At 61.2% G+C, this 26,333-nt stretch carries 21 protein-coding genes and 1 tRNA gene; 8 read left to right on the forward strand and 14 right to left on the reverse strand.

All coding sequences use genetic code 11. From position 1 onward, the window contains the following. Positions 1–118: 118 nt before the first annotated feature. A complete protein-coding gene (gene yqhD, locus PG898_RS09550; RefSeq protein ID WP_270823908.1) occupies positions 119–1,282 on the reverse strand; it encodes an alcohol dehydrogenase in 1,164 nt (387 codons plus the stop codon). 118 nt (positions 1,283–1,400) lie between these two features. On the opposite strand from yqhD, the gene PG898_RS09555 reads away from it, so the two are divergent. From PG898_RS09555 to PG898_RS09565, 3 genes are read left to right on the forward strand one after another with little or no spacing between them, the layout of a single operon-like run. Continuing rightward, positions 1,401–2,324 (forward strand): AraC family transcriptional regulator, encoded by a 924-nt coding sequence (locus PG898_RS09555; protein WP_270823907.1) that lies wholly within the window; start codon positions 1,401–1,403, stop codon positions 2,322–2,324. A 1-nt stretch (position 2,325) separates the two neighbouring features. Continuing rightward, entirely contained in the window at positions 2,326–2,847 is a 522-nt protein-coding gene (locus tag PG898_RS09560) for a lipocalin family protein (protein WP_270823906.1), read from the forward strand. Beyond that, positions 2,844–3,287, forward strand: coding sequence for a GNAT family N-acetyltransferase (locus PG898_RS09565; RefSeq protein ID WP_270823905.1), 444 nt, complete (start codon positions 2,844–2,846; stop codon positions 3,285–3,287). The genes PG898_RS09560 and PG898_RS09565 overlap by 4 nt, the downstream gene beginning before the upstream one ends. 127 nt (positions 3,288–3,414) lie before the next feature. Here PG898_RS09565 and PG898_RS09570 read toward each other — a convergent pair whose 3' ends face one another. The 3 genes from PG898_RS09570 to PG898_RS09580 all read right to left on the reverse strand — a co-directional run bounded on the left by PG898_RS09570 (position 3,415) and on the right by PG898_RS09580 (position 7,320). Beyond that, positions 3,415–5,304, reverse strand: coding sequence for a methyl-accepting chemotaxis protein (locus PG898_RS09570; protein WP_270823904.1), 1,890 nt, complete (start codon positions 5,302–5,304; stop codon positions 3,415–3,417). Positions 5,305–5,566: 262 nt separating this feature from the next. Beyond that, a complete protein-coding gene (locus tag PG898_RS09575; protein WP_270823903.1) occupies positions 5,567–6,937 on the reverse strand; it encodes a phosphatidylserine decarboxylase family protein in 1,371 nt (456 codons plus the stop codon). A gap of 306 nt (positions 6,938–7,243) precedes the next feature. Continuing rightward, positions 7,244–7,320: transfer RNA gene (locus PG898_RS09580), tRNA-Trp, on the reverse strand. Between the two features lie 202 nt (positions 7,321–7,522). On the opposite strand from PG898_RS09580, the gene PG898_RS09585 reads away from it, so the two are divergent. From PG898_RS09585 to PG898_RS09600, 4 genes are all read left to right on the forward strand, one after another. Beyond that, positions 7,523–8,107 (forward strand): hypothetical protein, encoded by a 585-nt coding sequence (locus tag PG898_RS09585; RefSeq protein ID WP_270823901.1) that lies wholly within the window; start codon positions 7,523–7,525, stop codon positions 8,105–8,107. 232 nt (positions 8,108–8,339) lie between these two features. Then, positions 8,340–9,260, forward strand: coding sequence for an aspartate carbamoyltransferase (pyrB, locus tag PG898_RS09590; RefSeq protein WP_043128645.1), 921 nt, complete (start codon positions 8,340–8,342; stop codon positions 9,258–9,260). Positions 9,261–9,277: 17 nt separating this feature from the next. Then, complete coding sequence (gene pyrI / locus PG898_RS09595; protein ID WP_005324452.1) at positions 9,278–9,742, forward strand: aspartate carbamoyltransferase regulatory subunit; 465 nt, start codon at positions 9,278–9,280, stop codon at positions 9,740–9,742. A 218-nt stretch (positions 9,743–9,960) separates the two neighbouring features. Then, positions 9,961–10,452 (forward strand): arginine repressor, encoded by a 492-nt coding sequence (locus PG898_RS09600; protein WP_270823900.1) that lies wholly within the window; start codon positions 9,961–9,963, stop codon positions 10,450–10,452. Positions 10,453–10,566: 114 nt separating this feature from the next. Here PG898_RS09600 and PG898_RS09605 read toward each other — a convergent pair whose 3' ends face one another. The 5 genes from PG898_RS09605 to PG898_RS09625 all read right to left on the reverse strand — a co-directional run bounded on the left by PG898_RS09605 (position 10,567) and on the right by PG898_RS09625 (position 15,943). Beyond that, entirely contained in the window at positions 10,567–11,973 is a 1,407-nt protein-coding gene (locus tag PG898_RS09605) for a YfcC family protein (protein WP_270823899.1), read from the reverse strand. A gap of 121 nt (positions 11,974–12,094) precedes the next feature. Further along, entirely contained in the window at positions 12,095–13,099 is a 1,005-nt protein-coding gene (gene argF / locus PG898_RS09610; protein WP_270823898.1) for an ornithine carbamoyltransferase, read from the reverse strand. A 79-nt stretch (positions 13,100–13,178) separates the two neighbouring features. Continuing rightward, a complete protein-coding gene (locus tag PG898_RS09615) occupies positions 13,179–14,105 on the reverse strand; it encodes a carbamate kinase (RefSeq protein ID WP_270823897.1) in 927 nt (308 codons plus the stop codon). 61 nt (positions 14,106–14,166) lie between these two features. Then, positions 14,167–15,387, reverse strand: coding sequence for an arginine deiminase (gene arcA / locus PG898_RS09620; protein ID WP_270823896.1), 1,221 nt, complete (start codon positions 15,385–15,387; stop codon positions 14,167–14,169). Between the two features lie 343 nt (positions 15,388–15,730). Continuing rightward, positions 15,731–15,943 carry a hypothetical protein gene (locus PG898_RS09625; RefSeq protein WP_171272845.1) on the reverse strand — a complete coding sequence of 71 codons (213 nt, stop codon included), beginning with the start codon at positions 15,941–15,943 and terminating at the stop codon, positions 15,731–15,733. 192 nt (positions 15,944–16,135) lie between these two features. On the opposite strand from PG898_RS09625, the gene PG898_RS09630 reads away from it, so the two are divergent. After that, the gene (locus PG898_RS09630) at positions 16,136–16,312 is read left to right on the forward strand and encodes a hypothetical protein (protein WP_005333052.1); all 177 of its coding nucleotides are present in this window, start codon (positions 16,136–16,138) and stop codon (positions 16,310–16,312) included. Between the two features lie 803 nt (positions 16,313–17,115). On the opposite strand, the gene PG898_RS09635 is transcribed toward PG898_RS09630, so the two are convergent. The 5 genes from PG898_RS09635 to PG898_RS09655 form a co-directional block, all read right to left on the reverse strand. Continuing rightward, complete coding sequence (locus PG898_RS09635; protein WP_270823895.1) at positions 17,116–18,849, reverse strand: methyl-accepting chemotaxis protein; 1,734 nt, start codon at positions 18,847–18,849, stop codon at positions 17,116–17,118. Positions 18,850–18,907: 58 nt separating this feature from the next. Then, entirely contained in the window at positions 18,908–19,918 is a 1,011-nt protein-coding gene (gene mglC / locus PG898_RS09640) for a galactose/methyl galactoside ABC transporter permease MglC (RefSeq protein WP_041206572.1), read from the reverse strand. A gap of 16 nt (positions 19,919–19,934) precedes the next feature. After that, positions 19,935–21,455, reverse strand: a complete 1,521-nt coding sequence (gene mglA, locus PG898_RS09645) for a galactose/methyl galactoside ABC transporter ATP-binding protein MglA (RefSeq protein WP_270823894.1) — start codon at positions 21,453–21,455, stop codon at positions 19,935–19,937. Between the two features lie 53 nt (positions 21,456–21,508). After that, positions 21,509–22,495 (reverse strand): galactose/glucose ABC transporter substrate-binding protein MglB, encoded by a 987-nt coding sequence (mglB, locus tag PG898_RS09650; protein ID WP_041206574.1) that lies wholly within the window; start codon positions 22,493–22,495, stop codon positions 21,509–21,511. A gap of 221 nt (positions 22,496–22,716) precedes the next feature. Continuing rightward, entirely contained in the window at positions 22,717–25,758 is a 3,042-nt protein-coding gene (locus tag PG898_RS09655) for a beta-galactosidase (RefSeq protein ID WP_270823893.1), read from the reverse strand. Between the last annotated feature and the right edge of the window lie 575 nt (positions 25,759–26,333).

Consider the following 26,333-nt stretch of genomic DNA (forward strand, 5'->3'; position numbering starts at 1 on the left):
AGATGAAAGGGGAAAAAGTAACCGTTTTGTAACGACTCGGGGGCCGCGCCGCCGCCACAAGGCGGGAGCGGGCCCCCTGATTCAACCCCGGACAAGGCTGGAACTGGTCTCTCGCCTCTTACCAGGCGGCTTCATAAATATGCCGGCTCTGCACCAGGTCGATGTCGCCGTGCTCCCCGAGTGCCGTCATGCCGTGCTCTTCGAGCTTGGCCAGCAGGGCGTCGATATTGGCGTCGGCCAGGCCGTAGTCCCGCAGCCGGGTCTTGACCCCCATCCGCTCGAAGAAGTCGCGGGTGGCTTTGATCGCGCCGTCGATGCGCTCTTCTTCGCTGCCGCTGCGCAGATCCCAGACCCGCTCGGCGTATTGCAGCAGCTTGGCGCGCTTCTGCTCACGCTTGGCCTGCAGCAGTGCCGGCAACACCACCGCCAGGGTCTGGGCATGGTCCAGGCCGTGCAGGGCGGTCAGCTCGTGGCCCAGCATGTGGGTGGCCCAGTCCTGGGGCACGCCGGCCCCGATCAGGCCGTTGAGCGCCATGGTGGCACTCCACATGATGTTGGCGCGCACGTCGTAATTTTCCGGCTCCACCAGCGCCTTGGGGCCCTCTTCAGCCAGGGTCAGCAGCAGGCCTTCGGCGAAGCGATCCTGCACCTTGGCGTCCACCGGGTAGGTGAGGTACTGCTCCAGGGTGTGGATGAAGGCATCCACCACGCCGTTCGCCACCTGACGGGCCGGCAGGGTGTAGGTGAGCGCGGGATCCAGCACGGCGAAGCGCGGCATCACGAAGGGGGAGAAGAAGTGCTGCTTGTCGCCGCTGCTCCTGCGGGTGATGACGGCCCCCATGTTCATCTCGGAGCCGGTAGCCGGCAGAGTCAGCACGGCGCCGAGGGGAATGGCGGAAGCCACCTCGCCACCGACCGTCTCGAGGATGTGCCAGGGCTCCCTGGCCAGATCGTAGTGAGCGGCAGCGGCGATGAACTTGGTGCCATCGAGCACCGAGCCGCCGCCGACGGCGAGCAGGAAGTCGATCTGCTCGGCACGGGCCAGCTCGACCGCCCCCATCAGGGTCTCGTAAGCCGGGTTGGGCTCTATGCCGCCGAACTCGAACAGGGTCAGGCCCGCCAGCTCGCTGCGGATCTGCGCCAGCAGGCCGCTGCGCACCACGCTGCCGCCACCGTAGGTGATGAGGACACGGGCGTCGGCCGGGATCTGGCCGCGCAGCTGGGCCACCTGGCCCTTGCCGAACAGCACCTTGGTGGGGGTGTGCAGGATGAAGTTGTTCATGGGATCTCCTGGGGTGATCGTAGTCGGTAAGGTATGGGTTGCATTTTTCTCTTATAACCACCTACCATCAAGAGAGCTTTCTGCCGATTTCTTGCCTATTTCTACTGAGCCTGGATAAATGAGTACAAATCAGCCCGTCGCGGCAACCCACCAGTCCGCCCTCGCCAGCCGCCTCGCCGCCCTGGCGCCGCACCCGGGGATCACCGCCGCCCCCGTGCCCGGCGTGCACCTCATCTACACCACCGAGCACCACGACCGCATCCCTGTGCTCTACCGGCCGCGCATGATCATCATCCTGCAGGGGCACAAGGTGGGCTATCTCTCGGACTTCACCTTCCGCTACGACCCCGAACACTACCTGATGATGACCCTCCCGCTGCCCTGCGAGTGCGAGTGCTTCGCCTCCCCCGAATCCCCCCTGGTGGGGCTCTCGATGGAGATCGACGTGGCGGCACTGCAAGCCCTGCTGCTGGAGATGGGAGACGCCGCCCCCGCCCCGGCGGAGCCGGGTCGCGGCGTGGTCTCGGTGCCCCTCTCAGAGACCATGCTCTGCGCCGTGGAGCGCCTCATCGACGTGATGGACAAGCCGCTCCACGCCCGGGTGCTGGGGCCCCAGATAGTGCGCGAGATCCTGTTCCATGCCCTGCATGAGGTGGGGGCCCCCGCCCTGCTGGCCATGGCCAGCCGTCACAGCCAGGTGAGCCAGATAGCCCGGGTGCTGCGTATCATGGAGCAGCGCTTTACCGAGAACCTGACGGTGGAGGAGCTGGCCCGGGAGGCGAACATGAGCGTCTCGGCCTTCCACCACCACTTCAAGGCGGCCACCGCCACCTCGCCCCTGCAGTACATCAAGACCCTGCGCCTGCACCGGGCGCGGCTGATGATGCTGCACGACGGCCTCAAGGCCGGGGTGGCGGCGGACAGGGTAGGCTACGAGAGCGGCTCCCAGTTCAGCCGCGAATACAAACGCTTCTTCGGCAACACCCCGAGCGAACACGCGGCACGCTTCCGCTCGGGACAACTGCGTATCGTGGAGGGATGACATGCGCACACTGATCCTGCTCGTTCTGACCCTGCTGGCCACCGCCTGCACCGGCATTCCACCGGGGCACCAGGTGGTCAGGCCCTTCCAGCTCGACCGCTACCTGGGCACCTGGTACGAGGTGGCCCGCCTCGATCACGGCTTCGAGCGCGGCCTGAGCCGGGTCACCGCCAGCTACAGCCTGCGGGATGACGGCGGCGTCAGGGTGATCAACCGGGGGCAGGACGAACAGGGGGAGTGGCGCGAGGCCGAGGGGCGCGCCTACTTCGTGGGCAACAGCGACGAGGGGCGCCTCAAGGTGAGCTTCTTCGGCCCCTTCTACGGCAGCTACAACGTGCTGGCGACGGACTATGACCTCTCCCTGGTGAGCAGCTACAACCTCCAGTACCTCTGGATCCTCTCCCGCACGCCCCATCCGCCCAAAGAGAAGGTAGAGGCCCTGGTCGAGCGGGCCAGGGGGCTCGGCTTTGCCACCGACCAGCTGATCTGGGTCAGCCAGGATCCGGCCGGGAACACCCCATGAGGATCTTCCAGGCCACTCCTCCGGACATTCCCCGGGTCACTCCCCTGTTCGTGCAATACCGGGCGTTCTACCGGCTGCCTGCCCAGCCCGAGGCCACCGGGGCCTTCCTGCTGGAGCGCTGCACCGCCGGGGAGTCCGTGCTCTTCGTGGCCCAGGGCGAGGGGGGAGAGGTGCTGGGATTTGCTCACCTCTACCCCCTGTTCTGCTCCCTCGCCCTGAAGCGCATCTGGCTGCTGTACGATCTGTTCGTGGCACCGACGGCCCGCCAGCAGGGAGTGGCCCAAGCGCTGCTGGCGCGGGCCGATCGCCACGGCCAGGAGACGGGCGCCGCCTTCCTGATGTTGAGCACAGCCACCGACAACCGGCAGGCCCAGGCGCTCTACGAAGGGCACGGCTACCAGCGGGATATCGAGTTCTACAGCTACATCAAGCCCCTCTGAACCCCTGAACGGGCCGGTTTCAAGGCCGGGGCCCGGCATTATTCAGCGGGTGCATGGTGACAAAATATCCATACACAGCATGAATAAAGGCGACCCCGGGTCGCCTTTGTCACATCAGGGGCTCTGCCTAGAGCCGGAAGCGGCCTATCTCCTGCTCCAGCCGCTCGGTCAGGGACTTAAGCTCGGCGGCCTGGGCGGCCTCCTCTTTCGCCTGCGCCGCCAGCGTCTGGGAGACATGGCGGATGTTCTCGGTGTTGCGGCTGATCTCGCCGGTGACCGAGGTCTGCTCCTCCGCCGCCGCCGCTATCTGGGTCGCCATGTCGCTGATGGCGCCTATGGCCTCGTTGATCCGCGCCAGGCTCTGGTTGGCGGCCTCAGCATCCTCCACGCTGGTGCCCGCCAGCTGACGGCTGGTCTCCATGCCCCCCACGGCGCGGCGGGTGGTCTGCTGCAGGGCCTCTATCATCTGCTGGATCTCGGCGGTGGAGTCGTGGGTGCGGCGCGACAGCACTCTCACCTCGTCCGCCACCACGGCGAAGCCGCGCCCCTGCTCCCCGGCCCGGGCCGCCTCGATGGCGGCGTTCAGTGCCAGCAGGTTGGTCTGCTCGGCGATGCCGCTGATGGTGGCCAGGATGCCGCTGATCTTCTGGGCATGACCATCCAGCTCATGAATGGTCTGGCTGGCGTCGGCCACCTCCCCTGCCAGACCGCTGATGCTGCGCTGGCTCTGGCCGACCTGGGACTGACCGGCCACGGCCAGCCTGACCGCATCACCGGAGGTGGTGGCGGCAAACTCGGCGTTGCCGGCGATTTCCTGGGTGGCGGACGCCATCTCGGTCACCGCTGTCGCCACCATGACTATCTCGTCCTGCTGCTCGCGCACCCGCTGGCTGCGAGCCTCGGCCCCCGCCGCCTGGGTCCGCGACTGGGCCGCCAGTTCGACGGTGACATCCCGCAACCGGCTGACGATGCCGTGCAACCGGGCCACGAACAGGTTGAAGTTCTGGGCCAGCAGCCCCACCTCGTCCTTGCTGTGGGCCGCGATCTGCACGGTGAGATCCCCCTCGCCGTGGGCGATGTCGGCCAGCGCCTTGGAGACCCGGCCGAGATCGGCGAAGAGGTAGTTGAACATGGCGATGAGCAGGGCGCTGAACACCAGCAGCAGCACCAGGGTCAGCCCCACCAGCTGCCACAGCAGGCTGGCGAAGGGCGCCTCCAGCACATCCTTGTACATCACCATGGCGAGCAGCCAGTCGGTGCCTGGCACCCCCTGCACCGACAGCAGCACCTCACGCCCCGCTATGGTGGCGACGTGCAGCTCGCCGTCCCGGCTCCAGCCCTCCAGAGTCGTCCCCGTGAGGCCGGGGGCCAGCTCGGCCACTTGTTTCAGGGCTAGCTCCTTCTGCGGGTGGCCGACGATGAGGCCGGAGCTGTCGAGCAGCATGGCGTAGCCCTCCCCCTGCACCTTCATGGCCAGCACCTCGTCGATCAGGGCATCCAGGGAGAGATCCGCCCCCGCCACCCCGATCACCTGACCCTGATGACTCACCGGCTCCGCCAGGGTCACCACCATCTGCTGCATGGTCACGCTGACGTAGGGCGGGGTGACGATCAGCTTGCCCGCCTTGCTGGCGCTCTGATACCAGGGGCGCACCCTGGGGTCGTAGTTGGCGGTGTTGAGGGAGGGATCGTGGCGGGTCATGGCCCCTTGCGCCGAGCCGAAATAGGTGAGGCCGAAACCGCCGGTGGTGCGGGTCTGCAGCAGGTGCGGCACCAGGGTCGCCTGGGGATTGTCGGCAATGACGGCGGCCAGGGCATCGACCGCGTGCTTGCGATCCGCCATCCAGTTGCCGATGGCCACCGAGTGGGCGTGACCGTAGTTCACCGCCTCGCTCTGGATGGCGTCAAGGGTCCGTGTTTTGAGGGTGTGGAAGGCGACGATACCGAGCAGGGCAGCCATCAGCAGCACTACCCCCAGGCTGGTCGCGAGCAGCTTGCCGCGCAACGAGAGTGTCATGACTACAAATCCTTGTGGTGACAGGAGGTCAGGAATACCCCCATATTGGTAGGGATATCGGCGGCAGCACCACTGGACTTTAGTGAATCCTTGTAATTTTTTCTTTATCAACAGCAGGAGATGCTGTGCATGCCGCCGCGACGCAGCGACCTCCGCCGATGGGGCACCAATCCTGCACCGCCTTGGGCGATCGTCGGCATGACGCCGGCATGAAAAGGCCACCCGAAGGCGGCCTCTGTGTATCCTCAGGGCAGGGGTACGCCTATTTCACCCTGGCAATGGCGGTGTTGACCCTCAGGTTGGTGGCCTCCAGGCTCGGGGTCTGGCCATGGAAGTCGAACGCCAGCTCGACACCGGGGCGAAACACCAGGCAGTGGGTGGAGCCGCCGAAGTGGAACATGCCGAGCTGATCTCCCTTCTTCACCCTGTCCCCCTCCTTCACCGTGATGTCGCAGCTCGACACCTCCGCCATCCCCACCGGCACCACGCACATCAGGCCTATCCTGGGGTTGTCGGCCTCGATGAAGATCAGCGCCCGGGTCGCCACCGAGGTGAGGAAGGGCTGGGAGTTGTTGGGGGCGCTGGGATCGGCGCCGTCGGCGTCGAGGAAGCCCTCGTACTGGTTCTCCAGGTAGTAGGTGCCATTGACCACGCGCACCTTGCGGATGGTGCCGCTCACCGGGCTGTGCCAGCGGTGATAGCTCAGGGCGCTGAGGAAGGCCTGATAGACGGTGCCGCCGTCGAACAGGGGCGCCGTGTCATCGAAGTCGAGCATGTTGTCGAGGGAATAGGGCTGACCCTTGAGCCAGAAGCGATCGCTGCGGCTCACCCCGCTCTTCACCTGCAGCGGGGCCGACTCGCAGGCGCTGACGATGACGCTGTCGTCCTCCGGCGCCGACACCGGCCGCACGCCGGGGCGGAAGGTGCGGGTGAAGAAGTCATCCCAGCAGCCGAAGCCATAGTGGGGATCCGCAGGATTGCACTGGAAGATTTGCTCGAAGCTGGCGGGCGTGGGGTTGGCGCCCTCCCCCAGGGCGGAGCAGGCCACCTGCACCATCTCGGCCTGAGCCAGCTGGCCGAGCCAGGGTACTATCAGAGTCTCCCGATCCAGCCGGCTGACCGGCTCGGTCAGCACATAGCGGGAGGCCGGGCTTTGCAGAAACTGCGCCCAGTAGCCGAGGATCTTCTTGAATTGCTGGTTGATCAAGGTATTGGCAAAGAACAGATAGCCGGAGCGGGTCGCCATGGGCCAGTCGAGCAGGGCGTTGATGGGGAAGCCGATGAGCCCGGAGGGGGACTGGCTCGGGATATCCTGATAGGCCTCGGGCGCCGTGGTCATGATGCCGTTGAGCAGGATCAGGAAGTCGTCGAAGCTCTTCAGCTCGATCTGCCCGAGCGGCGTCAGGTGCTCGTGACGCCAGGCCTCCTTGAACATGGCATCGGCCTGGGCATGCAGCAGGGGATCCGACCTGACCAGATCCTGCAGCTGGGCGATGGGGGCCACCAGCGGCCGCGGTTGCTGCGCCACATACAGCTGGAGCCGCTTGATCCAGCGTGTGATGTGGGCCTGATCCTGTGGCACCCAGCCACCGGGGCGGGACTTGTTCAGTCGGGTTTCAACGGCCTTGTTCATCATGCCTCTCCTCACTCTCGCTTCGCGTTCCCCGTTGCCGGTCGGAACGCCCGGTTGCTTGCACGCGCGCCAGTGAGGCGCAGCTCATGTGGTGTAGCACAGGGCGCCAGACAGCACGATTGCCAGAAACAACAGGGCAAAAAGCGGCAATAGCGGCTAGCGAAGCGCAATCGGGCCGAACCGTTGAGGCTCAAGGGATGTGCGGGAAGGCAGCTCAGCGAGGGCAGTCAGCCGCTGCCACCAGGATGGGTAAAGAGGATGACAGAAATGCGAAAGGCCAGCTCAATGAGCTGGCCTTTCTGAAAATGGCAGGGGCGGCAGGACTCGAACCCGCAACCATCGGTTTTGGAGACCGCTGTTCTACCAATTGGAACTACGCCCCTGCAACAAACGAGGCGAATTATACAAAGCCGGGATCAAAGGTAAAGGCTTTTTTTCTCACTTTCGATGCGATCGAACAATTCACGAGCAAATCACGGCAATTCCCGCAACCAGCCGGGGTAACTTGCTGTATTTGCAGTCCAGCCGGGGTAGGAATGGGGCATAAATGGGGGTAGGGTGAAACCAGCAACAGGGAGGTCGCTCATGCTCAATTACCGACTGCTTCAACAACTTGCGCCCCTCAACTTCCGGGATGAGCGCAAAACCGAGTCTCTGCCAGACTATCTCGAGCGGGTCTCCCCCCTGGTGCCCTTCATCCCCCAAAATGTGCTGACACAATGGATTTACCGCCATTGGCGCGGTTTTGAGTCCAACTGGAGCTTTATCGACCTCGCCCGCCACCAGTTCGAGTGCGAAGCCTGGGAGACGACCCAGGTCGTGAGCCAGATAGGCTCCCGCCACATGGAGGTGATCGAGCGTTGGGGCGAGATGCTGCGCAGCAACCGCTATGTGCGTCGTTCCTGGCTCGGTGAAGACATGCTGAGCCGGGGCACCTGGTCCGAGCCCATCATAGTGCTCGCCCCTGAGCCCGGTGCCTGCTACCCAGATGGCCCACCCCTGCCGCAGCCATATTGTCTGCTGGAGGGGCACCACCGACTCGGTTATCTGCGCAGCATGGCCACGGATGGACTGCCGCTGCAGCCTGAGCACCAGGTCTGGATTTGTCGACCCGTTCGCGACACTCAAACGTTTTTACCGGCAAATCCTGCCTCTGAAATAAATTTTTGACAATTCAAAAACCAGCCCTATAATCTGTCCGGTTTTGAAAAAGGTCGGGACAGGACGATGCCGTTTTTGATGAAAAAAGCAGCCTTGCAGACGGGTGGAGCGCACCAGAGCGGCCCCGTTGTTTCCGGTTTCCGACCCACAGATCCCCAGTTGTTTTTAAAAAGAGCCCCTGTTTCAGGGGCTTTTTTTTGTGCCAGAAAAACCTTCATTGATGTCAAAGGGAATGCAGACGATGACCAATCCACTCTATAACAAACACGTCATCTCCATCTCGGACCTGACCCGGTCCGACATGGAACTGGTGGTCGCCACCGCACAGCGGTTGAAGGCCGAACCCGACACCCGCCTGCTGAAAGACAAGCTGGTCGCCAGCTGCTTCTTCGAGGCCTCCACCCGCACCCGTCTCTCATTCGAGACCGCGGTACAACGCCTCGGTGGCAACATCATCGGCTTTGCCGACGGCGGCAACACCAGCGCCAAGAAGGGCGAGACCCTGGCCGACTCCATCAAGATCATCGGCTCCTATGCCGATGCCGTGGTGATGCGCCACCCGAAAGAGGGCGCCGCCCGTCTGGCCTCCGAGTTCTCCCGGGTGCCTGTCATCAACGGCGGTGACGGCTCCAACCAGCATCCGACCCAGACCCTGCTCGACTTGTTCTCCATCCACGAGACCCAAGGCAAGCTGGACGGCCTCAACGTGGCCTTCGTCGGTGACCTGAAATATGGCCGCACCGTCCACTCACTGGCCCAGGCCCTGAGCCTGTTCAACTGCCGCTTCTTCTTCATCTCTCCGGAAGCCCTGGCGATGCCGGACTATATCTGCGAAGAGCTGGAAGAGAAGGGCATTCAGTTCAGCGTCCACGAGACCATGGAAGAGGTGATGCCGGAGCTGGACATCCTCTACATGACCCGGGTCCAGAAAGAGCGCTTCGACGAGACAGAGTACAAGCACATGGCCGCCAAGTTCGTGCTGGAGCTGGCGACTCTGGAAGGGGCCAAGCCCACCATGAAGATCCTGCATCCCCTGCCCCGGGTCGACGAGATCGAGGTCGCTGTCGACAAGACTCCCCACGCCTACTACTTCCAGCAGGCAGAAAACGGGGTCTATGCACGCCAGGCGCTGCTGGCACTGGTACTGAACGAAACCGTCTAAGGGAAAAGGGGAACATCATGTCCGAGAAGAACCAACTGCAAGTCGAAGCCATCCGTCACGGCTCCGTCATCGACCACGTCCCCGCCGGCCAGGGTATCAAGATCCTCAAGCTGTTCCAGCTGATCGAGACCCAGGAGCGGATCACCGTCGGCTTCAACCTGAAATCCGGCGCCCTGGGCAAGAAGGATCTCATCAAGATAGAGAACACCCGGCTGACCGAGCAGCAGGCCAACCAGCTGGCGCTGTTTGCTCCGACCGCGACCGTCAACATCATCGAAGACTTCGCCGTGGTGAAAAAGCACCAGCTGAAGCTGCCGGAGTTCATCGCCGGGGTCTTCCACTGCCCCAACTCTAACTGCATCTCCCACAACGAGCCGGTGGACAGCTACTTCCGGGTGCGCGAAGTGAAGGGCGCGGTGCGCATGAAGTGTAAATACTGCGAGAAATCCTTCACCCAGGACATCGTCAGCGAACGCTATTGATTTTCCGCCTGCAATTGATATCCATGTGGGCCCCATTGGGCCCATTTTTGACCCCTGTCACATCACTTATTCCCCCTTTAGTTATAATTTGCCATCTCGCAACGGCTAGACATCGCTCATCACCTACCGAAATGCTCGTCATCAGTGTTTTTCGCTATGAAAAACAGGCATGACAGACTGAGCGCCATAGCCATCTGTCATCGTCAAAGGAAGTCGCCATGGTCAAGACCCTCAGTCGCCCCCCGGAACAGGAGTCCGACCTGGCCCAGCTCGATGCCTGCCGCCAGATCATCGGCCAGCACTGCTACAGCACCCAGGAAGAGATCCGCCGCGAGCTGGCGGAGCGCGGCTTCGCCGACATCAGCCAGTCCACCATCTCCCGTCTGCTGCGCCGCCTCGGCGTCGCCAAGGCCCAGAATGCCAATGGCAAGAAGGTCTACACGCTAGTGGATGATCAGCTGGAACCCGCCGGCAGCACCCGCTCCGTACACGACATGGTGCGCGCCGTGGTGCACAACCAGCAGATGGTGCTGGTGCACACCACCCCGGGAGCCGCGACCGTGGTAGCCCGTTTGCTGGATCGCCACGCCGATCCCGAGATCCTGGGGGCCGTGGCCGGCAACGATGTGGTGCTGATAGCCCCGCGCCACATCAGCCGCACCCGCCAGGCCCATGCCGCCGTGGTGCGCACCCTGGAGCATGCGCGCTAAGCCAAGCCCGCATGCAGCAAGGCGACCCCTGGGTCGCCTTTTTGTTGCCTGTCATCCTGTGGCCATAAAAAAACGGGAGCCTTCAGGCTCCCGTTGCGTCTTGCTTGTCATCCCTCAGGAGAGCATGGCCCCCAGGCTCAGGCAGGCCACGATCAGCACGGTCAGCAGACCGAGCAGGGGCGCCACCCACTTCAGCCAGCGTACATAGGGCACCTTGGCAATCGCCAGGCCACCCATGACCACGGCGGAGGTCGGAGTCACCAGGTTCACCAGACCGGAGGCGGACTGGTAAGCGGTCACCACCAGCTCGCGACCCACGTTGGCGAAGTCGGCGAGCGGCGCCATGATCGGCATGGTCAGCACCGCCAGACCGGAGGAGGACGGCACCAGGAAGGAGAGCACCACTTCCAGCACGAACATCACGTTGATGAACACCACTGTGGAGAGGCCGGTGACGATCCCTTCCGCGCTGTTCAAGATGGTGTGGGTGATCATGCCATTGTCCATCACCACCACGATACCGCGAGCGATACCAATGATGAGGGCCACGCCGAGCAGGTCACGGGCACCGTCGATGAAGTTGGAGGTCAGCTCCTCCTCGCTCATGCGGGAGATGAGGCCGACGATGATGGCGGCGGCCAGGAAGACGCCGGAGATCTGCGCCATCCACCAGCCGAGCACGGCCACCCCGTAGATCATCACGGCGAAGGCGGCGACGAAGATACCCAGCACGATCTTGCGGGTCAGGGTGAACTCCAGCATCTCGTCACTCTTGTTGCCGAGGAAGTGGGCGCGGTTCTCTTCCCACTTGTCGGCCACCAGGGACTTGCTGGGATCGTTGCGCACCATCTTGGCATAACGCATCACATAGGCGACGCACAGCAGCCAGCCGGCGACCAGCATGGCGACCCGCAGCCAGATGCCGTCGGTGAAGGAGATGCCAGCGGCGTTGGCGGCGATCACGGTAGCGAACGGGTTGATGGTGGAGCCCAGGGTACCGATGCCGGCGCCGAGCAACACGGTCGCGGCAGCCACGACCGGGTCGAAGCGGGCGGCCATCATCACGGGCACCAGCAGGGTGTAGAAGGGCAGCGACTCTTCCGCCATGCCGTAGATGGTGCCCCCTGCGGCGAACAACGCCATCAGGATCGGGATCATCCACTCCTCGCGGCCACGCAGACGATCGGTGACGCGCTCGATACCGGCATCGATAGCACCTGTCTTGGTCACAATGCCAAGGAAGCCGCCGATGATCAGGATGAAGAGGGAGACGTCGATGGCGCCTGCCTCATAGGTGTCGTGGTTGTAGAGGCCGTCGATGGGTGCCAGCAGCACGTCGACTATCCCCTGGGGATTGGCATCCACCAGCTTGTAGGTACCGGCCACCGGCACTTCCTTGCCGAGGGCTTCATTCATTACCATGTCGTATTTGCCGGCCGGCACTATCCAGCTCAGGGCGGCCACCAGGGCGATCAGCACAAACAATATGGTGTAGGCTGACGGGAACTTGAATTTGGTCATGGTCCAGCTTCCTTCTGTGGTGCGGTATCCATGTATCTGCGGGTCGTAGGGTTAGAGGTATTATGCCGCTGTCACATGGTCGAAAAGCCGGGGGTCACCCCCCGGCACCACTACTGCGACCTTAGTCGCCCAGCGTAGCAACCATCACTGCCTTGATGGTGTGCATCCGGTTTTCGGCCTCGTCGAATACTATGCTGTGCTCGGATTCGAACACGTCCTCGGTCACTTCCAGACCCTTCATGCCGTATTTGTCAGCCACTTCCTTGCCCATGGTGGTCTCGTCGTTGTGAAACGCCGGCAGGCAGTGCATGAACTTCACATCCGGGTTCTTGGTGGCGTTGATGACGTCCATGTTGATCTGATACGGGGTCATCAGTTTGACGCGCTGATCCCAGGCTTCTTTCGCTTCACCCATGGAAACCCAGACGTCGGTGTAGAGGAAGTCGGCACCCAGCACACCCTCTTTCACGTCTTCGGTCAGGTGGATGCGGGCACCGGTTTCTTCGGCAATCTGGCGGCACTTGGCGACCAGCTCCTCTTCCGGCCAGAAGGCCTTGGGGGCAACCAGGCGGATGTCCATGCCCATCTTGGCGGCACCGACCATCAGGGAGTTGCCCATGTTGTTGCGGGCGTCACCCAGGTAGGCGAACTTGATCTGATCCAGGCGCTTGCCCTTGCCGTGCTCCAGCATGGTCATGAAGTCGGCCAGGATCTGGGTCGGGTGGAATTCGTTGGTCAGGCCGTTCCAGACCGGTACGCCGGCGTGGGCGCCCAGCTCTTCCACGATCTCCTGGCCATAGCCACGGTATTCGATGCCGTCATACATGCGGCCAAGCACGCGGGCGGTGTCCTTCATGGACTCCTTGTGACCGATCTGGGAACCGCTTGGGCCGAGGTAGGAGACCTGGGCGCCCTGGTCGAAGGCCGCCACTTCGAACGCACAACGGGTGCGGGTAGAGGTCTTCTCGAAGATCAGGGCGATGTTCTTGCCGGTCAGATGCTTGCGCTCATAGCCACCGTATTTGGCCTTCTTCAGGTCGATGGCGAGATCGATCATGTATTGGATTTCGCGCGGGGTGAAGTCCAGCAGTTTCAGGAAGTTACGGTTACGCAGATTAAAAGCCATGATGAGTTCTCTCTATATTTGTTCAGACCAAGTTGGGCAGTGTTATTGACTACGCAGTTGTTCAGGCCAGAGCATTGGCTCAGGCATTGACGGTATGGGTGGCGACGATATTGGTGCCAGCTTCGCCTCTGAGGATGGCCAGACCATCTTCCAGGGAACCGATCCCGACCATGCCGCCGGTCGCCTTGACGAATTCGCAGGACGCTTCGACCTTGGGCCCCATGGAGCCGGCATCGAACTGCACGCCAGCCAGCTCGTCCGGGCTGGTGATCCGCAGTGGACGCTGGGTCGGCTTGCCCCAATCCAGGTAGACGGCATCGGCATCGGTCAGGATCAGCAGGGCGTCGGCCTTGATCTGCTTGGCCAGGTAGGCGGCAGACATGTCCTTGTCGATGACGGCTTCGATACCGGTCAGGCACTGGCCATCCCAGGTCACCGGAATGCCACCACCACCGGTACAGATGATGAGGTGACCCTGGGCGATCAGGGTTTCGATGGCGTCGCCTTCGACGATGCGCTGGGGCAGCGGGGACGGCACCACGCGGCGGAAGAACTTGCCGTCGGCCTTGACGCTCCACTGCTTCTCGGCAGCCAGGGCGCGGGCTTCCGACTCTTCGTAGACGGGACCGATAAACTTGGTTGGGTTGGCGAAGGCAGGATCCTTGGGATCGACCTGGACCTGGGTCAGCAGCGCGGTGACGTTGCGGCTCGGCATCAGGTTCTTCAGTTCCTGGATCAGCATGTAGCCGATCATGCCCTGGGACTCGGCGCCCAGCACATCCAGGGGATAGGGTGCGACCTTGGTGTAGGCGCTGTTTTGCAGGGCCAGCAGGCCGACTTGCGGGCCGTTGCCGTGCACCAGTACCACGTTGTAATCCTCGGCGATGCGGGCGATGGTCTTGGCGGCGGTGGCGATGTTCTTGCGCTGGATGTCAGCTTCAAGCGGCTCACCACGACGGAGCAGGGCATTGCCACCCAGGGCGACGACGACAGTTGGTTTTTTCATGATGTTACTCTCGAGTCTTGGGGTAAGTGGCGCCAGCCTCTGCCGGCGCCACGCCGTCTTGTCAGATGCCGTCACGTTCCATCGGGCAGCTCATGCAGCGGGCGCCGCCGCGGCCACGTCCCAGCTCTTCACCCGGGATGGGCAGCACTGTGATGCCAGCCTTGTCGTACTTCTCGTTGGTGTAGGTGTTGCGCTCGTAGCCCACGACCACGCCGGGACGCACGGTCAGCACGTTGTTGGCGTCGTTCCACTGCTCGCGCTCGGCCTCGAAGCTGTCACCGCCGGTGGTGATGAGTTTGAGCTGACCCACCCCCAGCGCCTTCTCGATGGCGGTCACGAAGTAACCCTCTTCCTTGATGTTCATGCCGGTGGCGCCGCCCGGGGTCAGGCTCCAGCAGTTCACATCCTTGCGGATGACCTCCGGATAGACGGAGAAGGTGTCTATGTCCATGTGGGTCATGACGGTATCCAGGTGCATGCAGCTGCGGTGTTTCGGCAGTTGCATGGCGATGACCTGCTTGGCCTGGCCGTGCTTGAACAGGCCGCGCGCCAGGTGCTCGACCCCTTGTGGCGTGGTGCGCTCGGACATGCCGATCAGCACGGCGCCACGGCCGATGACCAGAACGTCGCCCCCTTCGATGGTGGAGTTGTCGTAGTCACGATCCTCATCACCGAAGTACTTGATGAAGTCCTGACCGGCGAACTGCGGGTGCCAGCGGTAGATGGCCTTCACATGGTTGGTTTCGCGACGACGGGCGGACTTGGCCATGGGGTTGATGGAGACGCCACCGTAGACCCAGCAGGAGGTGTCACGGGTAAAGAGGTGATTGGGCAGCGGCTCGATGATGAAATCGGTCGGGGCGTGCATGCCGACCACCATGTTGACGCCGCTGTAGGGCATCTCTGAGTAGGTCAGGCCACCGGAGAGGATGCGGGCCAGTTCGCGGTGCGGCATATCAGCCAGGAAGCAGCGCACGTCATTGGCAAGGGAAGAACCGAGGCGATAATCGGACACCTGATGTTGCAGCAGCCAGGTTTTGGCTTCCGGTACATCCAGGGTCTCGGCCAGCAGGTTGGTCAGCAGGAAGACTTCGACATTCTGATCGCGCAGTACCTGAGCGAATTTGTCGTGCTCCTGACCGGCACGTTCAACCGACAGGACATCATCAAACAGCAGGTCCTGACAGTTGGAGGGGGTCAGACGCTTCAGACTGAGGTTGGGGCGATGCAACATGACACGACGCAATTGGCCAACTTCAGAACCTACATAAAATTTGCTCATGATTATATTCCGTCTAGCAGTGGTCCCTGCGAGTGATTGAATAGATTCCTTCTATTCTGGCTCGTGGCTAAGGCGGGATATTCTTTATGTAGGGTACTCAGCTTGTGTTCTATCCTGCCCTTGCCTTTCGTGACAGAGGTTAGGACTAGCAATCACTGCAAACTTGGACATTGATCACATTCACTCGAGACTGAATAAAATCAGGAGTTAATTTATGATGGAGTTTACATAAATGACATTTACCCATTAATGCTGACTGCATTATTACGCAATAAAGGCAGTATTTATTTCATAAAGATAGCGTTTTAATTCATGTGTGATATCTATAAATGGATATGAGATATTAAAAATAACCAATAAAATCAAATGCATGGACTTGTGTTATTTTTTGTTTGAATTTTATGCGCTCATCCATGCATTTATCCTCATAAATGCTCCCTTCCCTCACCACATAAATAGTCATCTGCATCCCTTCGCCTGAATAATCCATCTCTTGTCCCAGATCATGGCATCGGCCCCAACCCGCACGGACAGCCCTCCGTATCAGGGTGCTCATCACATCTCCTTTATATGGATATGCATTCTGATCGCATCCTGACGATGCTTTTCTCACCAGGCCCATTGCATCCAGGTTTTAAAGTTTTTTCATTAGTTGAATTTATTGCGCCACCTTGCGCAGCTCCCCGGTTCGCCTTAACTCAGAAAGTGATCAGGATCACGCTGTTTTTCTATCACCAAGGAGATAACCATGAAGATCAAATCGCTGTTTCTGCTCGTCGCCCTGGTTCTACCCATGGTCCCGGCTCTGGTTCAGGCCCAGGGTGCTCCCGCCATGCCGCTGGTGGTGTGCCATGTTGACCAAGCCCCACAGATGCTGGTGCCCGCCTACCTGTGCCAATGGTATGGTGGTCAGCAACATCACTGATACTGCCCCCAGGGGGAGGATCCCTCCTCCTGGCTTGTCAGCGTCCCACGCCGGTATACCCCTCCCCCGATAGCCAGCTCCTGTCAGCTGCTTCCGGCCAGCAACCCCATGCAACCCTCCGTGTCCCCCCTCAACCCAACCTGGCACAGGTACCTCTGCCCCTGAATGCTGTCGGCCCGGCTCGCCTATCCGCAATCGACTCTGACCCTGGTGACTTTTCTGAACCTCAGTTAAACGAGCTGTGAGACATTCGCCATAGATGGCGTAAGTAAAGCGCCTCAAAAATTCTCGCCATAGTCGGAAAAGTAGAGCAAAAAAACCGCACTTAAAAATCACAAGATCATGATTTTAAAAGAAATGCCATCATTATCATTTCTCGAGAAACGAGTTTCGAAAAAACGTTTTTCAACATGCCGTTGTCGTCCCCCGAGAAATCCTTATAGTTATTCCTGCACGGACGCAATGAAGTCGGTCAGGAAGACTGGCTGCCAGGGTTGGGCAAATGGACTCACCACAGGATGTGGTAAAGGACACCTCCCAGGACGGAGAAAGTGCGACGGGAACGGATGACTCGTCAGGCCATGATGGCTAAAGGACACCCCAAAGGATTGGGAAGGGGAAACCTAAAGGAAGAGGTATAGTCAGGGATTGCAGGGAGCAACTTCGTTCAAGGATATGAGCGATAAGACTATCGGGGGCGACGCAAGTCGCCCCCATCTTTTTTTGGGAATTTTTCACACTTTCCCGGTGAGCTGCCACCCTGACCACGGCGGCCAGGGTGCCCATCACCAGTACAGCCGACCTTACTCCAGCCGGAAGTGCCCCACTATCTCCCGCAGCCTGTCATAGGTGTGCTGCATGGAGGTCGAGCTCTCCACCGTCCTCTCGCCATTGCCCTTGAGCTGGGTGATCACCTCGGCGATGGCGCTCATGTTGCGGTTGATCTCTTCGGCAACCGCGCTCTGCTGCTCCGCCGCGGTGGCGATGTGGCTGATGAGATCGTTGATTTCCACCACTTCCCCCGCCATCAGATCCAGCGACGCATTCACCTTGCTGGTGTTCTCTGCCGCATCCTGACAGCTCTGCCGGGTGTTCCCCATGGCCGCTACCACGGTCTGGGTCCCCCGCTGCAACCGAGTCAGCATGGTCTGGATCTCGGCGGTGCTCTTCTGGGTACGACCCGCCAGGGATCGCACCTCATCGGCGACCACGGCAAACCCGCGCCCCTGCTCACCGGCCCGGGCGGCCTCGATGGCGGCGTTGAGCGCCAGCAGGTTGGTCTGCTCGGCGATGCCGCCGATGACCCCCAGGATGGAGCCTATCTGCTGCACATCCTGCTGCATGGCGGTGATGGAGTGGGCGGTGGCTTCCACCTCCGTCACCAGCGCGGTGACGCTGGCCATGGCCTGATCCACCACCCGGCGTGATTGGCTCGCCAACTGCTGGCTCTGACCGGTCAGCTGGGCCGTGCTGGCTGCGCTCTCCGACACCGAGACGGCGGTGCGGCTCATCTCGTTGATGGCGGTGACGACCTGCTCCGTCTCCCGCACATGCTCGGCCAGCAGCCCCTGGGCCGACCCCGTTTGCCTGGCCAGACCCGAGATCCCCTCATTGAGCTGGCCGCTGGCCTGGCGCACCTCTCCCATCATTTCCTGCAACCGCTCGATGAAGCGGTTTATGCCGGCCGAGATCTGGCCGAGGTCGTCCGTGCTGGTCACCGTCAGACGGCGGGTCAGATCACCACTGCCCCGGGACAGCTCCTGCACCAGATCGCGCAGGGAGAGGATGGGGCGATAGGCCAGGTTGAGGGCCACCATGGAGATCAGCAGCACCAGGGCAGCCACCCCAAGCAGGGCCAGGGTGATCTTGCCGTTGAGCGCCTGGGTCATGGCCCGGATGTAGTCGAGATCGATATAGCCGGTCAGGGTCCAGCTGCTACCGCGGATATCCAGCTTGTTGGGACGGCTCTCCGTCTCTCCCTGGGGCTTGCTGCTGTAGAGTACCTGGCCCTGACTGTCGCTCAGGGAGAAGTAACGCCCCTCCCCGCTCACCTTCGCCAGCAGCGCCTTGAACTCGCTCATGTTGAGGTAATAGAGATAGGCGGAATCGGCACCACGGGGCACCAGGATGGAGATCACCGGCTTGCCGTCCAGTTGCTCCAGCGGGCTGACGGTGATCTGGTTGTTGGCGGCGGGGATCAGCTTGCGCAGAGCCTCGACCCTGGCCTTGTCGTCGATGACCCCGTTCACGTCGAACGCCATGTCACCGATCACCTTGACGATGTTGTGAAAACCGGTCTCCTGCAGCGCCTTCTTGACGCTGGTCACCCCGAGGTTGAGATTCGCCGCCAGCAGCACCTTCTGGTTGATGTCACCGGCCAGCTTCTCCTTGACCAGGGTGATCTGCTCGTTGATGTTCTGGGTCGCCTGGGTGCGGATGTAGCCACTGATGAAGTGATTGACGCTGAACCAGGCGGTGCCGATGGTGACCAGGATGGCGAGCAGCAGCAGAACGTTGATTTTGACTTTGAATGGCATGGGGTGGGTCCCTCCAAATAGAAAGGGCCGGAACATGACCGGCCCTTTCTGCCAATGCTTACTTCTTCTTGGCGTACTTCATTGAGTCCAGGGCAACCGCCAGAATGATGATGCCGCCCTTGATGATGAACTGCCAGTAGGGGCTGACCCCGATATAGGTCAAACCATAGTTGATCAGGGTAAAGATGAGTACCCCGGTGATGACACCGGCGACAGTCCCTACACCACCGGCAAAGGAGACACCGCCCACCACGCAGGCCGCGATGGCATCGAGTTCATACATGAAACCGAGGTTGTTGGTGGCGCTGCCGATCCGGCCTGCTTCCAGCATGCCGCCGAAGGCGTAGAAGACACCGGCCAGGGCGTAGATGATCACCAGATTGACCGCCACGTTGACGCCGGAGACCTTGGCAGCTTCCGGGTTGCCGCCGATGGCAAAGATGTTCTTGCCAAAGCGGGTCTTGTTCCACAGCACCCAGACGAAGACGCTGGCGATGGCCGCATAGAAGGTCAGGTACGAAAGCTTGAATCCTCCTATCCGGATAAAGCCCTGCGCGAAGCTGGAGAAGCGAGGGTCGAAGCCGGCCACCGGAGAGGCACCCACCGAATCAAAATAGAGGGAGTTGATGCCGTAGACGATGATCATGGTGCCCAGAGTGGTGATGAAGGGCGTCACGTTCAGGTAGGCCACGATCAGGCCGTTGACCAGACCGATCAAGGCACCCACCGCACAGACCAACAGGATTACCGCCGGAATGGGTACTTCACCCAGGCTGGGGAACACCTTGTTGACGTTGGTCAGGGCCTGCAGCATGGTGGCCGCGATCAGCGCCGCCAGACCGACCTGACGACCGGCCGACAGGTCCGTCCCCTGGGTGATGATGATCCCCGCCACCCCGAGGGCGATGATGACCCGCACCGAGGACTGAGTCAGGATGTTGCTGAGGTTGGTGAGACTCAGGAAGGATGGCTCCTGGATCACGATAACCATGAGCAGCACCAGCAGCACCAAGTAGATGGCGTTTTCCTTGAGCGCCTGCATCAGATTGAAATTTTTAGCCGACTCCATAAATGTCTTCCTGTCTCTAGAGGTACAGAGATGCCAGGCGCAGTATCTCGCTCTGGTCAGTTTCTTTGGTATTGACGATCCCGGCGACCCGGCCATTGCTCATCACCATGATGCGGTCGGTGATCCCCAGCAGTTCGGGCATTTCGGACGAGATGATGATGATCCCTTTGTCCTTCTTCGCCAGCTCCAGGATGAGCTGGTAGATTTCGAACTTGGCCCCGACGTCTATGCCCCGGGTCGGTTCATCCAGCATCAGGATCTCCGGCTGGGTCAGCAGCCAGCGGCCGATGATGACCTTCTGCTGGTTGCCCCCGGAGAGGGAGCCAATCTGTGTCTGCTGGGTCGGCGTCTTGACGCGCATGGAGTCGATGACCCATTGGGTATCGCTCTTCATCTTGTTGTCGCTGAGCAGCCCCATGGATCCCTTGTAGTTGTCCATGTTGGCGATCAGGGAGTTGAAGGCGATGTCGAGACGGGAGTAGATCCCGGTGGAGCGGCGCTCTTCCGTCACCAGGGCGAAGCCGTTCTGGATCGCCTCATGGGCGTTGCGATTGGCGACTTCCTTGCCGTGCAGCTTGATGACACCGTCGCTGTGATCGCGGATACCGAACAGGGTCTCGACGATGTCGGTGCGCTTGGCCCCCACCAGACCGGCAATGCCGAGGATCTCCCCCTTGTGCAGGTTGAAGCTCACGTCCTTGATGGAAGGCTGATTCTTGGCCGTCAGGCGCTCGACTTCGAGGATCACCTCTTTCGGCTGGTTGGTTTTCTCCGGGAAGCGCTGGGTCAACTCACGACCGACCATCATGCCGATGATCTGATCCATGGTCATACCCTGCAGCGGCTGGGTCGCCACCCACTGGCCATCCCGCAATATGGTGATCTCGTCACAGAGCTGGAAGATCTCTTCCATCTTGTGGGAGATGTAGACGATGCCGCACCCCTTGTCCTTCAACTTGTTGATGATCTTGAAGAGGTGGTTGACCTCTTTCTCGGTCAGGGAGGAGGTGGGTTCGTCCATGATGACGATCTTGGCGTCATAGGAGAATGCCTTGGCGATCTCGATCATCTGCATCTGGGAGACGGAGAGGGTGCCGACCTTGACCCTTGGGTCTATGTCGATGTCCAGTTCGTCGAAGATGCGCTTGGTGTCGTCATACATTTTGCCGTGGTCGATGAACCAGCCCTTGGTGGGGTAGCGACCGAGCCACATGTTGTCCATCACGGTGCGTTGCAATACCAGGTTCAGCTCCTGGTGCACCATGGATACGCCATTCTCCAGCGCCTCTTTGGAAGAGGTGAAGTTGATCTCCTCGCCCTTGAAGAAGATCTTGCCCTGATCCTTCTCGTAGATGCCGAACAGGCACTTGAGCAGCGTGGACTTCCCTGCGCCATTCTCGCCCATCAACGCATGCACAGAATGAGGACGGACCCGTAAATTGACATTATCGAGTGCCTTGACGCCAGGAAAGCTCTTACTGACGTCAATCATCTCCAACAGCCATTCTGATTGTTGCCGTGTTGTCATATCAGCCATCACATCTGGTTGAAAAAAGGGCAAGGGGATCTCCCTTGCCCTGAGGGGAGGAATTACTCGAATTGGGACAGGTTGTCTTTGTCTACGCCCACGTAGGCAACGCGCACGACCTTGTTGTCGATCTTCCAGTTGGTGCCTTCACCGGCCGGCTTGCCTTCAGCCAGATTCTTGGTCAGCTCGAAGGTCGCCTTGGCCTGGTTGGCCGCATCGTTCAGCACTGTACCCGCCATGGCACCGCTCTTGACCATGGCCAGCGCTTCCGGCAGGGCATCGACGCCGAACACCGGGATGGCAGTCTTGCCCTGGGCTTTCAGGGATTCAACAGCACCCATTGCCATGCCGTCGTTGTTGGCAATGACCACTTCGATCTTGTTGGCGTTGGGGCCGGAGATCCAGGCGTCCATCTTGTCTTTCGCCATGGCGGTATCCCACATACCGGTATCCATGTGCAGCTGCTCGGTCTTGACGCCGCCGTCATTCAGAGTCTTGACGACGTAGGTGGTACGGGCTTCCGCATCCGGGTGGCCCGGCTCGCCCTTGAGCAGCACGAACTGGATGACGCCATCCTTGTTTAGATCCCACTCCGGGTGTGCCTTCCAGTGCTTGGCGATCAGCTGGCCCTGGATGATCCCTGACTCCTTGGAGTCGGTGCCCACGTAGTAGGCCTTGTCATAGCTGGCCAGATCGGCCGCGCTCGGTTCCTTGTTGTAGAACACCACGGGGATCTCGTCGGCACGGGCTTTCTCGATCACGACAGGGGCCGCAGCCGGGTCAACCAGGTTGATGGCCAGCGCCTTCACGCCCTTGGCGAGCAGCACGTCGATCTGGTCGTTCTGCTTGGACTGGTCATTCTGGGAGTCATTCATCAGCAGCTCCACACCGGGATTGGCTACCGCTTCCTTCTCGATGGCCTTGCGCACTACCGCCATGAAGTTGTCGTCATACTTGTAGACGGTGACACCGATACGGGTATCGGCCTGGGCTTGTGCTCCCGCCATCAGTCCCATCAGCAAGGTGGCAACTGTCGTGAGTTTTTTCATTGTTATGCTCCGATCTCTAATATCTGTTTTTGTAGGGAATGCTGTACACCGTTTGAACTGGCGCCAGCCTAATGTAATCAGTTTGTTGTGTGACGGTCTGTGATCATGGCAACAAAATGAAAACGTTTACACTCTGTTACATAGAAGCAATATTGTTAAAAATTAAATAGTTATGTAAGTTAAGGCCTCCTTCGAGGCCTCACCATCCAAGACTAGTCCATCTAGCGAAAAATGCAGTTCCAGCTGTAACTTCCAGGCAACAACCAGAATTCAGGCCGCACGCTCTGGCTCCAGGAGTCATCGCCCCCTACACCCATGTGGAAACCATCCAGACAGAGGTGTACTCCCCCCTGGGCCACCAGATCGGTCTGATGACGGGCCTGGGCAAGCTGTTGCTGGCTGTAGTGGCTGACGCTGAAGTGGAACTTGCCCTCGATGCTCACCTCTGCGAGCCGCAGCTGACGGGTATCGCAACGCAATCCGTTGTCGGTCGGGAACACATAGGGGGTGTGCAGGGCCGCAATCGGCAGCTGCCAGCGATGGAGGTCGGCGGCAAGCAGCCTGTCCGGGTAGTTCTCGTGGGGACCGCGCCCCAGCCAGCTCACTTCGTCGACCTCGCCGGCCAGCCAGAGCCTGGCGCCGATGCGGGGCAGCGACGGCATGTCGGCAGCGATCTCCACCTCGATGTGCAGCGTCATGACGCCATCGGCATCGAACCTGTGGTGCCAGCGGGTCAGTATCTTCAGCTCGTCGGCCACGAAGTAGCCATGAAGCACCGTGATGAGACCCTGAGCCGGGCTCGCCTCCAGGCCGAGGCAGCGGTGCTGCAGATCATTGAGCCCGGCCTCCTGCCAGCGGGCAATCCAGGCATTGGGATCCGCGTGATCCGCCTCGCTGGTGCCAATGTCGTTGTCAAGCGGCGCCCGGTAGAAGTGATCGGCGATGGCGTCACGCAGCTGTTCACGGCCCTGCTTCTGCCAACTGCTGATACGGCCGCTGGCCTTGTCCAGCCGCCACTCGCTGCCCGCAGCACGCACCAGCCAGTGGTCAGGCTGCTCGCTCAAGGGGGCGGGAGCCCGGGTAACGGGCATGGCCAGAGGAGTCGGCAACATGCATTGCTGACGCGCCACCTCGTGACCCGCCCCAGCCCAGGCCGTGGCGGTGGGCTGCACTATGGCCAGATCCAGCCAGGCGAGGGCGCCCGCGGCAAAGCCGGGCAGCCGCTCCAGCAGGGTCAGCGTTGCCCGCCCCTGAGGCACGAGCGCGAGTGGGCACTCGCCCTGGCTCAGCACCACTCCGTCCTCCAGCAGTTGCCAACGCAGCACTTCGTTGTCCGTGGTGCGGAACAGGTATTCGCTATGGACCTCCACCGTCAGCGGCTTCTGGCCTACCAAGGACAGCACGAAGGGTTGCTGGGCCCGCTTCGCCTCGAACAAGGCGGCATGAGGCGTGCGATCAGGGAACAGCAGGCCGTTGCAGCAGAACTGGCGATCGTTGGGAAGATCGCCGAAATCACCACCATAGGCCCAGAAATGACGGCCATCGTCGGTCTGCTTGTCTAGCCCCTGATCCACCCAATCCCACACGAAACCGCCTTGCAGACGGGGATGATCGCGAAACGCCTGCCAGTAGTGGGCGTAACCCCCCAAGCTGTTGCCCATGGCGTGGGCATATTCGCAGAGGATCAGCGGCCGGGTCTCTTCCGGCAGACCTATCCACTTGGCCAGCGCCCACTTGGGCACAGCCGGGAAAGGCTGATCCTGATGGGTGCGGGCATACATGGGGCAGATGATGTCGGTGGCCGGGGTATCGGCCCCGCCCCCTTCGTACTGGACCGCGCGGCTCGGATCGGCCCGTTTGACCCACTGGTACATGGCGTCATGGGCCGGACCATAGCCGGATTCGTTGCCCAGCGACCAGATGATGATGCTGGGGTGATTGAAGTCACGCGCCACCATGCGGGTGACCCGCTCGAGGAAGGCGTTGCTCCAGGCGGGATCCTGTGCCAGCCGCCCCATGGGGGTCATGCCGTGGGTCTCCAGGTTCGCCTCGTCCACCACATAGAGGCCGAGCCGGTCACACAGTCGGTAGAACTCGGGATGATTAGGGTAGTGGGAGCAGCGCACCGCGTTGAAGTTGTGCTGCTTCATCAACCGCAGATCCTGCTCCATGGCGGCCGGGGTTACCACATGGCCCCAGGCGGGATCGTGTTCGTGGCGATTGGCGCCGCGAATGAGCAACGGTTGGCCGTTGACCCTCAGCAAGCCGCCCTTGATCTCCACCGCCCGAAAACCCACGTCATGGGCCTCGCTCTCGATGGGCTCGTCCTGCTCGTCCAGCAGGGTCAGGGTCAGTCGATACAGATGCGGCGTCTCGGCGCTCCACTTGTGCGGCGCCGCGACCTCCAGCCACAGCTCGGCTCTGTCTGTGTAGGCACCCTTCTCGTCGATGGGGCCGGTACCGAGGGGCTGACGCAGGCGGGCAACCGGCTGCTCACCGAAATAGAGGTTCGCCTCCACCGCCAGCCCGGCGCCTTCATTGACCTGCAGCGCCACCTTGAGACGGGCATCCCGGTAGCAGGCGTCCAGCACCGGGGTCAGCCGCACGTCCAGCAGCCGGCGCTCGGGTTTGTGCAACAGGCTGACGGAGCGGAAGATGCCGCTCATGCGCCACATGTCCTGATCCTCCAGATAGGAGCCATCGGACCAGCGCAGCACCAGCACGGCCAGCCGGTTGGTGCCTGCCTGCAGGAAGTCGCCGAGATCGAATTCGGCGGGCAGTCTGCTGTCCTGGGAGTAACCGACCCAGCGGCCGTTGCAGAACAGATGGAAAGCGCTGTCCACCCCGTCGAAGATGATGCGGGTCTGACCGCTGTCCAGCCAGTCGACGGGCAGTTCAAACTCGCGGGAATAACAACCGGTGGGATTCTCTGCCGGCACCCGGGGCGGATCGCAGGGGAAGGGGTACTTGATGTTGGTATAGATGGGGCGATCAAACCCCTGCAGTTGCCAGTTGCCAGGTACCCTGATGAGGGTCGAGTCGGGCAGATCCTCGTTCAGCCACTCCTCGGGCACCAGCTCGGGGGCCCCGAAGAAGGAGAAACGCCAGTCGCCGTCGAGCAGCATGCGGGACGGCGAAGGGAGCCCGGCACGGGCATCGGCCTCGCTGCGCCAGCTGAACAAGGGGGTATGGGCAGGCAGACGATTCACCGAGGTAATCGCCTGGGTCTGCCAGTCCTGACGGGCCACTATCTCCCTGAGCATTCTTCTCTCTCCCTGCATGAACGCCGATAACGCATGCAGTGTAGGGGAGTTTTGCCCGATGATCGGCGATCCCGCTCACACAGATGTAAACGATTACACCTGTTTTGTTAAGTAAAACAGAGTAAAAATTAGCTAAATGAGGGTAAAAGATCGCTCCGTAGGATAGTCAGGCTGAAACAGGATGATCCTGACGGGGGAACCGTGGAAAAAGAGAGAAATATCGAGTTTCGAATGGCGACTTTTAGGGCAAGTCATCAGAGGCGGCTACTCAACTGCCTCCAATCCACCGTCAGAAGGCGGCAAGAAACATCACCTTCAGAGTCTGGGGAATGCCATCGGAAGGCGGTTGAGCAGAGACAGGCGGGCGCCATCAAGCGGCAGTTGAACAGGGGCGTGGGCGTCTATCGGTGCCTCAGTCCCCACTCCACCGCCATGACAGAGGCAGAGGGCACACCCGATGGGTACGACCGAGTGGCGGTTGATTAGAGACTGGGGCGCTTCGCAGCAGCATGAGCCAGTAGACATGCCCCAACCGCCGTCACGCCACCGCCATGACGGCGGCAAGGAGACGCAAC

Origin of the sequence: Aeromonas sp. QDB31 (assembly GCF_027707605.1) — a bacterium.
In the GTDB taxonomy this organism is placed as follows: Bacteria; Pseudomonadota; Gammaproteobacteria; order Enterobacterales; family Aeromonadaceae; genus Aeromonas; species Aeromonas media.

Excerpts from the sequence above, each read along its gene's own strand:
- yqhD (WP_270823908.1), bottom strand. The coding sequence starts at position 1,282 with ATGAACAACTTCATCCTGCACACCCCCACCAAGGTGCTGTTCGGCAAG.
- PG898_RS09555 (WP_270823907.1), top strand. The coding sequence starts at position 1,401 with ATGAGTACAAATCAGCCCGTCGCGGCAACCCACCAGTCCGCCCTCGCC.
- PG898_RS09560 (WP_270823906.1), top strand. The coding sequence starts at position 2,326 with ATGCGCACACTGATCCTGCTCGTTCTGACCCTGCTGGCCACCGCCTGC.
- PG898_RS09565 (WP_270823905.1), top strand. The coding sequence starts at position 2,844 with ATGAGGATCTTCCAGGCCACTCCTCCGGACATTCCCCGGGTCACTCCC.
- PG898_RS09570 (WP_270823904.1), bottom strand. The coding sequence starts at position 5,304 with ATGACACTCTCGTTGCGCGGCAAGCTGCTCGCGACCAGCCTGGGGGTA.
- PG898_RS09575 (WP_270823903.1), bottom strand. The coding sequence starts at position 6,937 with ATGAACAAGGCCGTTGAAACCCGACTGAACAAGTCCCGCCCCGGTGGC.
- PG898_RS09585 (WP_270823901.1), top strand. The coding sequence starts at position 7,523 with ATGCTCAATTACCGACTGCTTCAACAACTTGCGCCCCTCAACTTCCGG.
- pyrB (WP_043128645.1), top strand. The coding sequence starts at position 8,340 with ATGACCAATCCACTCTATAACAAACACGTCATCTCCATCTCGGACCTG.
- pyrI (WP_005324452.1), top strand. The coding sequence starts at position 9,278 with ATGTCCGAGAAGAACCAACTGCAAGTCGAAGCCATCCGTCACGGCTCC.
- PG898_RS09600 (WP_270823900.1), top strand. The coding sequence starts at position 9,961 with ATGGTCAAGACCCTCAGTCGCCCCCCGGAACAGGAGTCCGACCTGGCC.
- PG898_RS09605 (WP_270823899.1), bottom strand. The coding sequence starts at position 11,973 with ATGACCAAATTCAAGTTCCCGTCAGCCTACACCATATTGTTTGTGCTG.
- argF (WP_270823898.1), bottom strand. The coding sequence starts at position 13,099 with ATGGCTTTTAATCTGCGTAACCGTAACTTCCTGAAACTGCTGGACTTC.
- PG898_RS09615 (WP_270823897.1), bottom strand. The coding sequence starts at position 14,105 with ATGAAAAAACCAACTGTCGTCGTCGCCCTGGGTGGCAATGCCCTGCTC.
- arcA (WP_270823896.1), bottom strand. The coding sequence starts at position 15,387 with ATGAGCAAATTTTATGTAGGTTCTGAAGTTGGCCAATTGCGTCGTGTC.
- PG898_RS09625 (WP_171272845.1), bottom strand. The coding sequence starts at position 15,943 with ATGAGCACCCTGATACGGAGGGCTGTCCGTGCGGGTTGGGGCCGATGC.
- PG898_RS09630 (WP_005333052.1), top strand. The coding sequence starts at position 16,136 with ATGAAGATCAAATCGCTGTTTCTGCTCGTCGCCCTGGTTCTACCCATG.
- PG898_RS09635 (WP_270823895.1), bottom strand. The coding sequence starts at position 18,849 with ATGCCATTCAAAGTCAAAATCAACGTTCTGCTGCTGCTCGCCATCCTG.
- mglC (WP_041206572.1), bottom strand. The coding sequence starts at position 19,918 with ATGGAGTCGGCTAAAAATTTCAATCTGATGCAGGCGCTCAAGGAAAAC.
- mglA (WP_270823894.1), bottom strand. The coding sequence starts at position 21,455 with ATGGCTGATATGACAACACGGCAACAATCAGAATGGCTGTTGGAGATG.
- mglB (WP_041206574.1), bottom strand. The coding sequence starts at position 22,495 with ATGAAAAAACTCACGACAGTTGCCACCTTGCTGATGGGACTGATGGCG.
- PG898_RS09655 (WP_270823893.1), bottom strand. The coding sequence starts at position 25,758 with ATGCTCAGGGAGATAGTGGCCCGTCAGGACTGGCAGACCCAGGCGATT.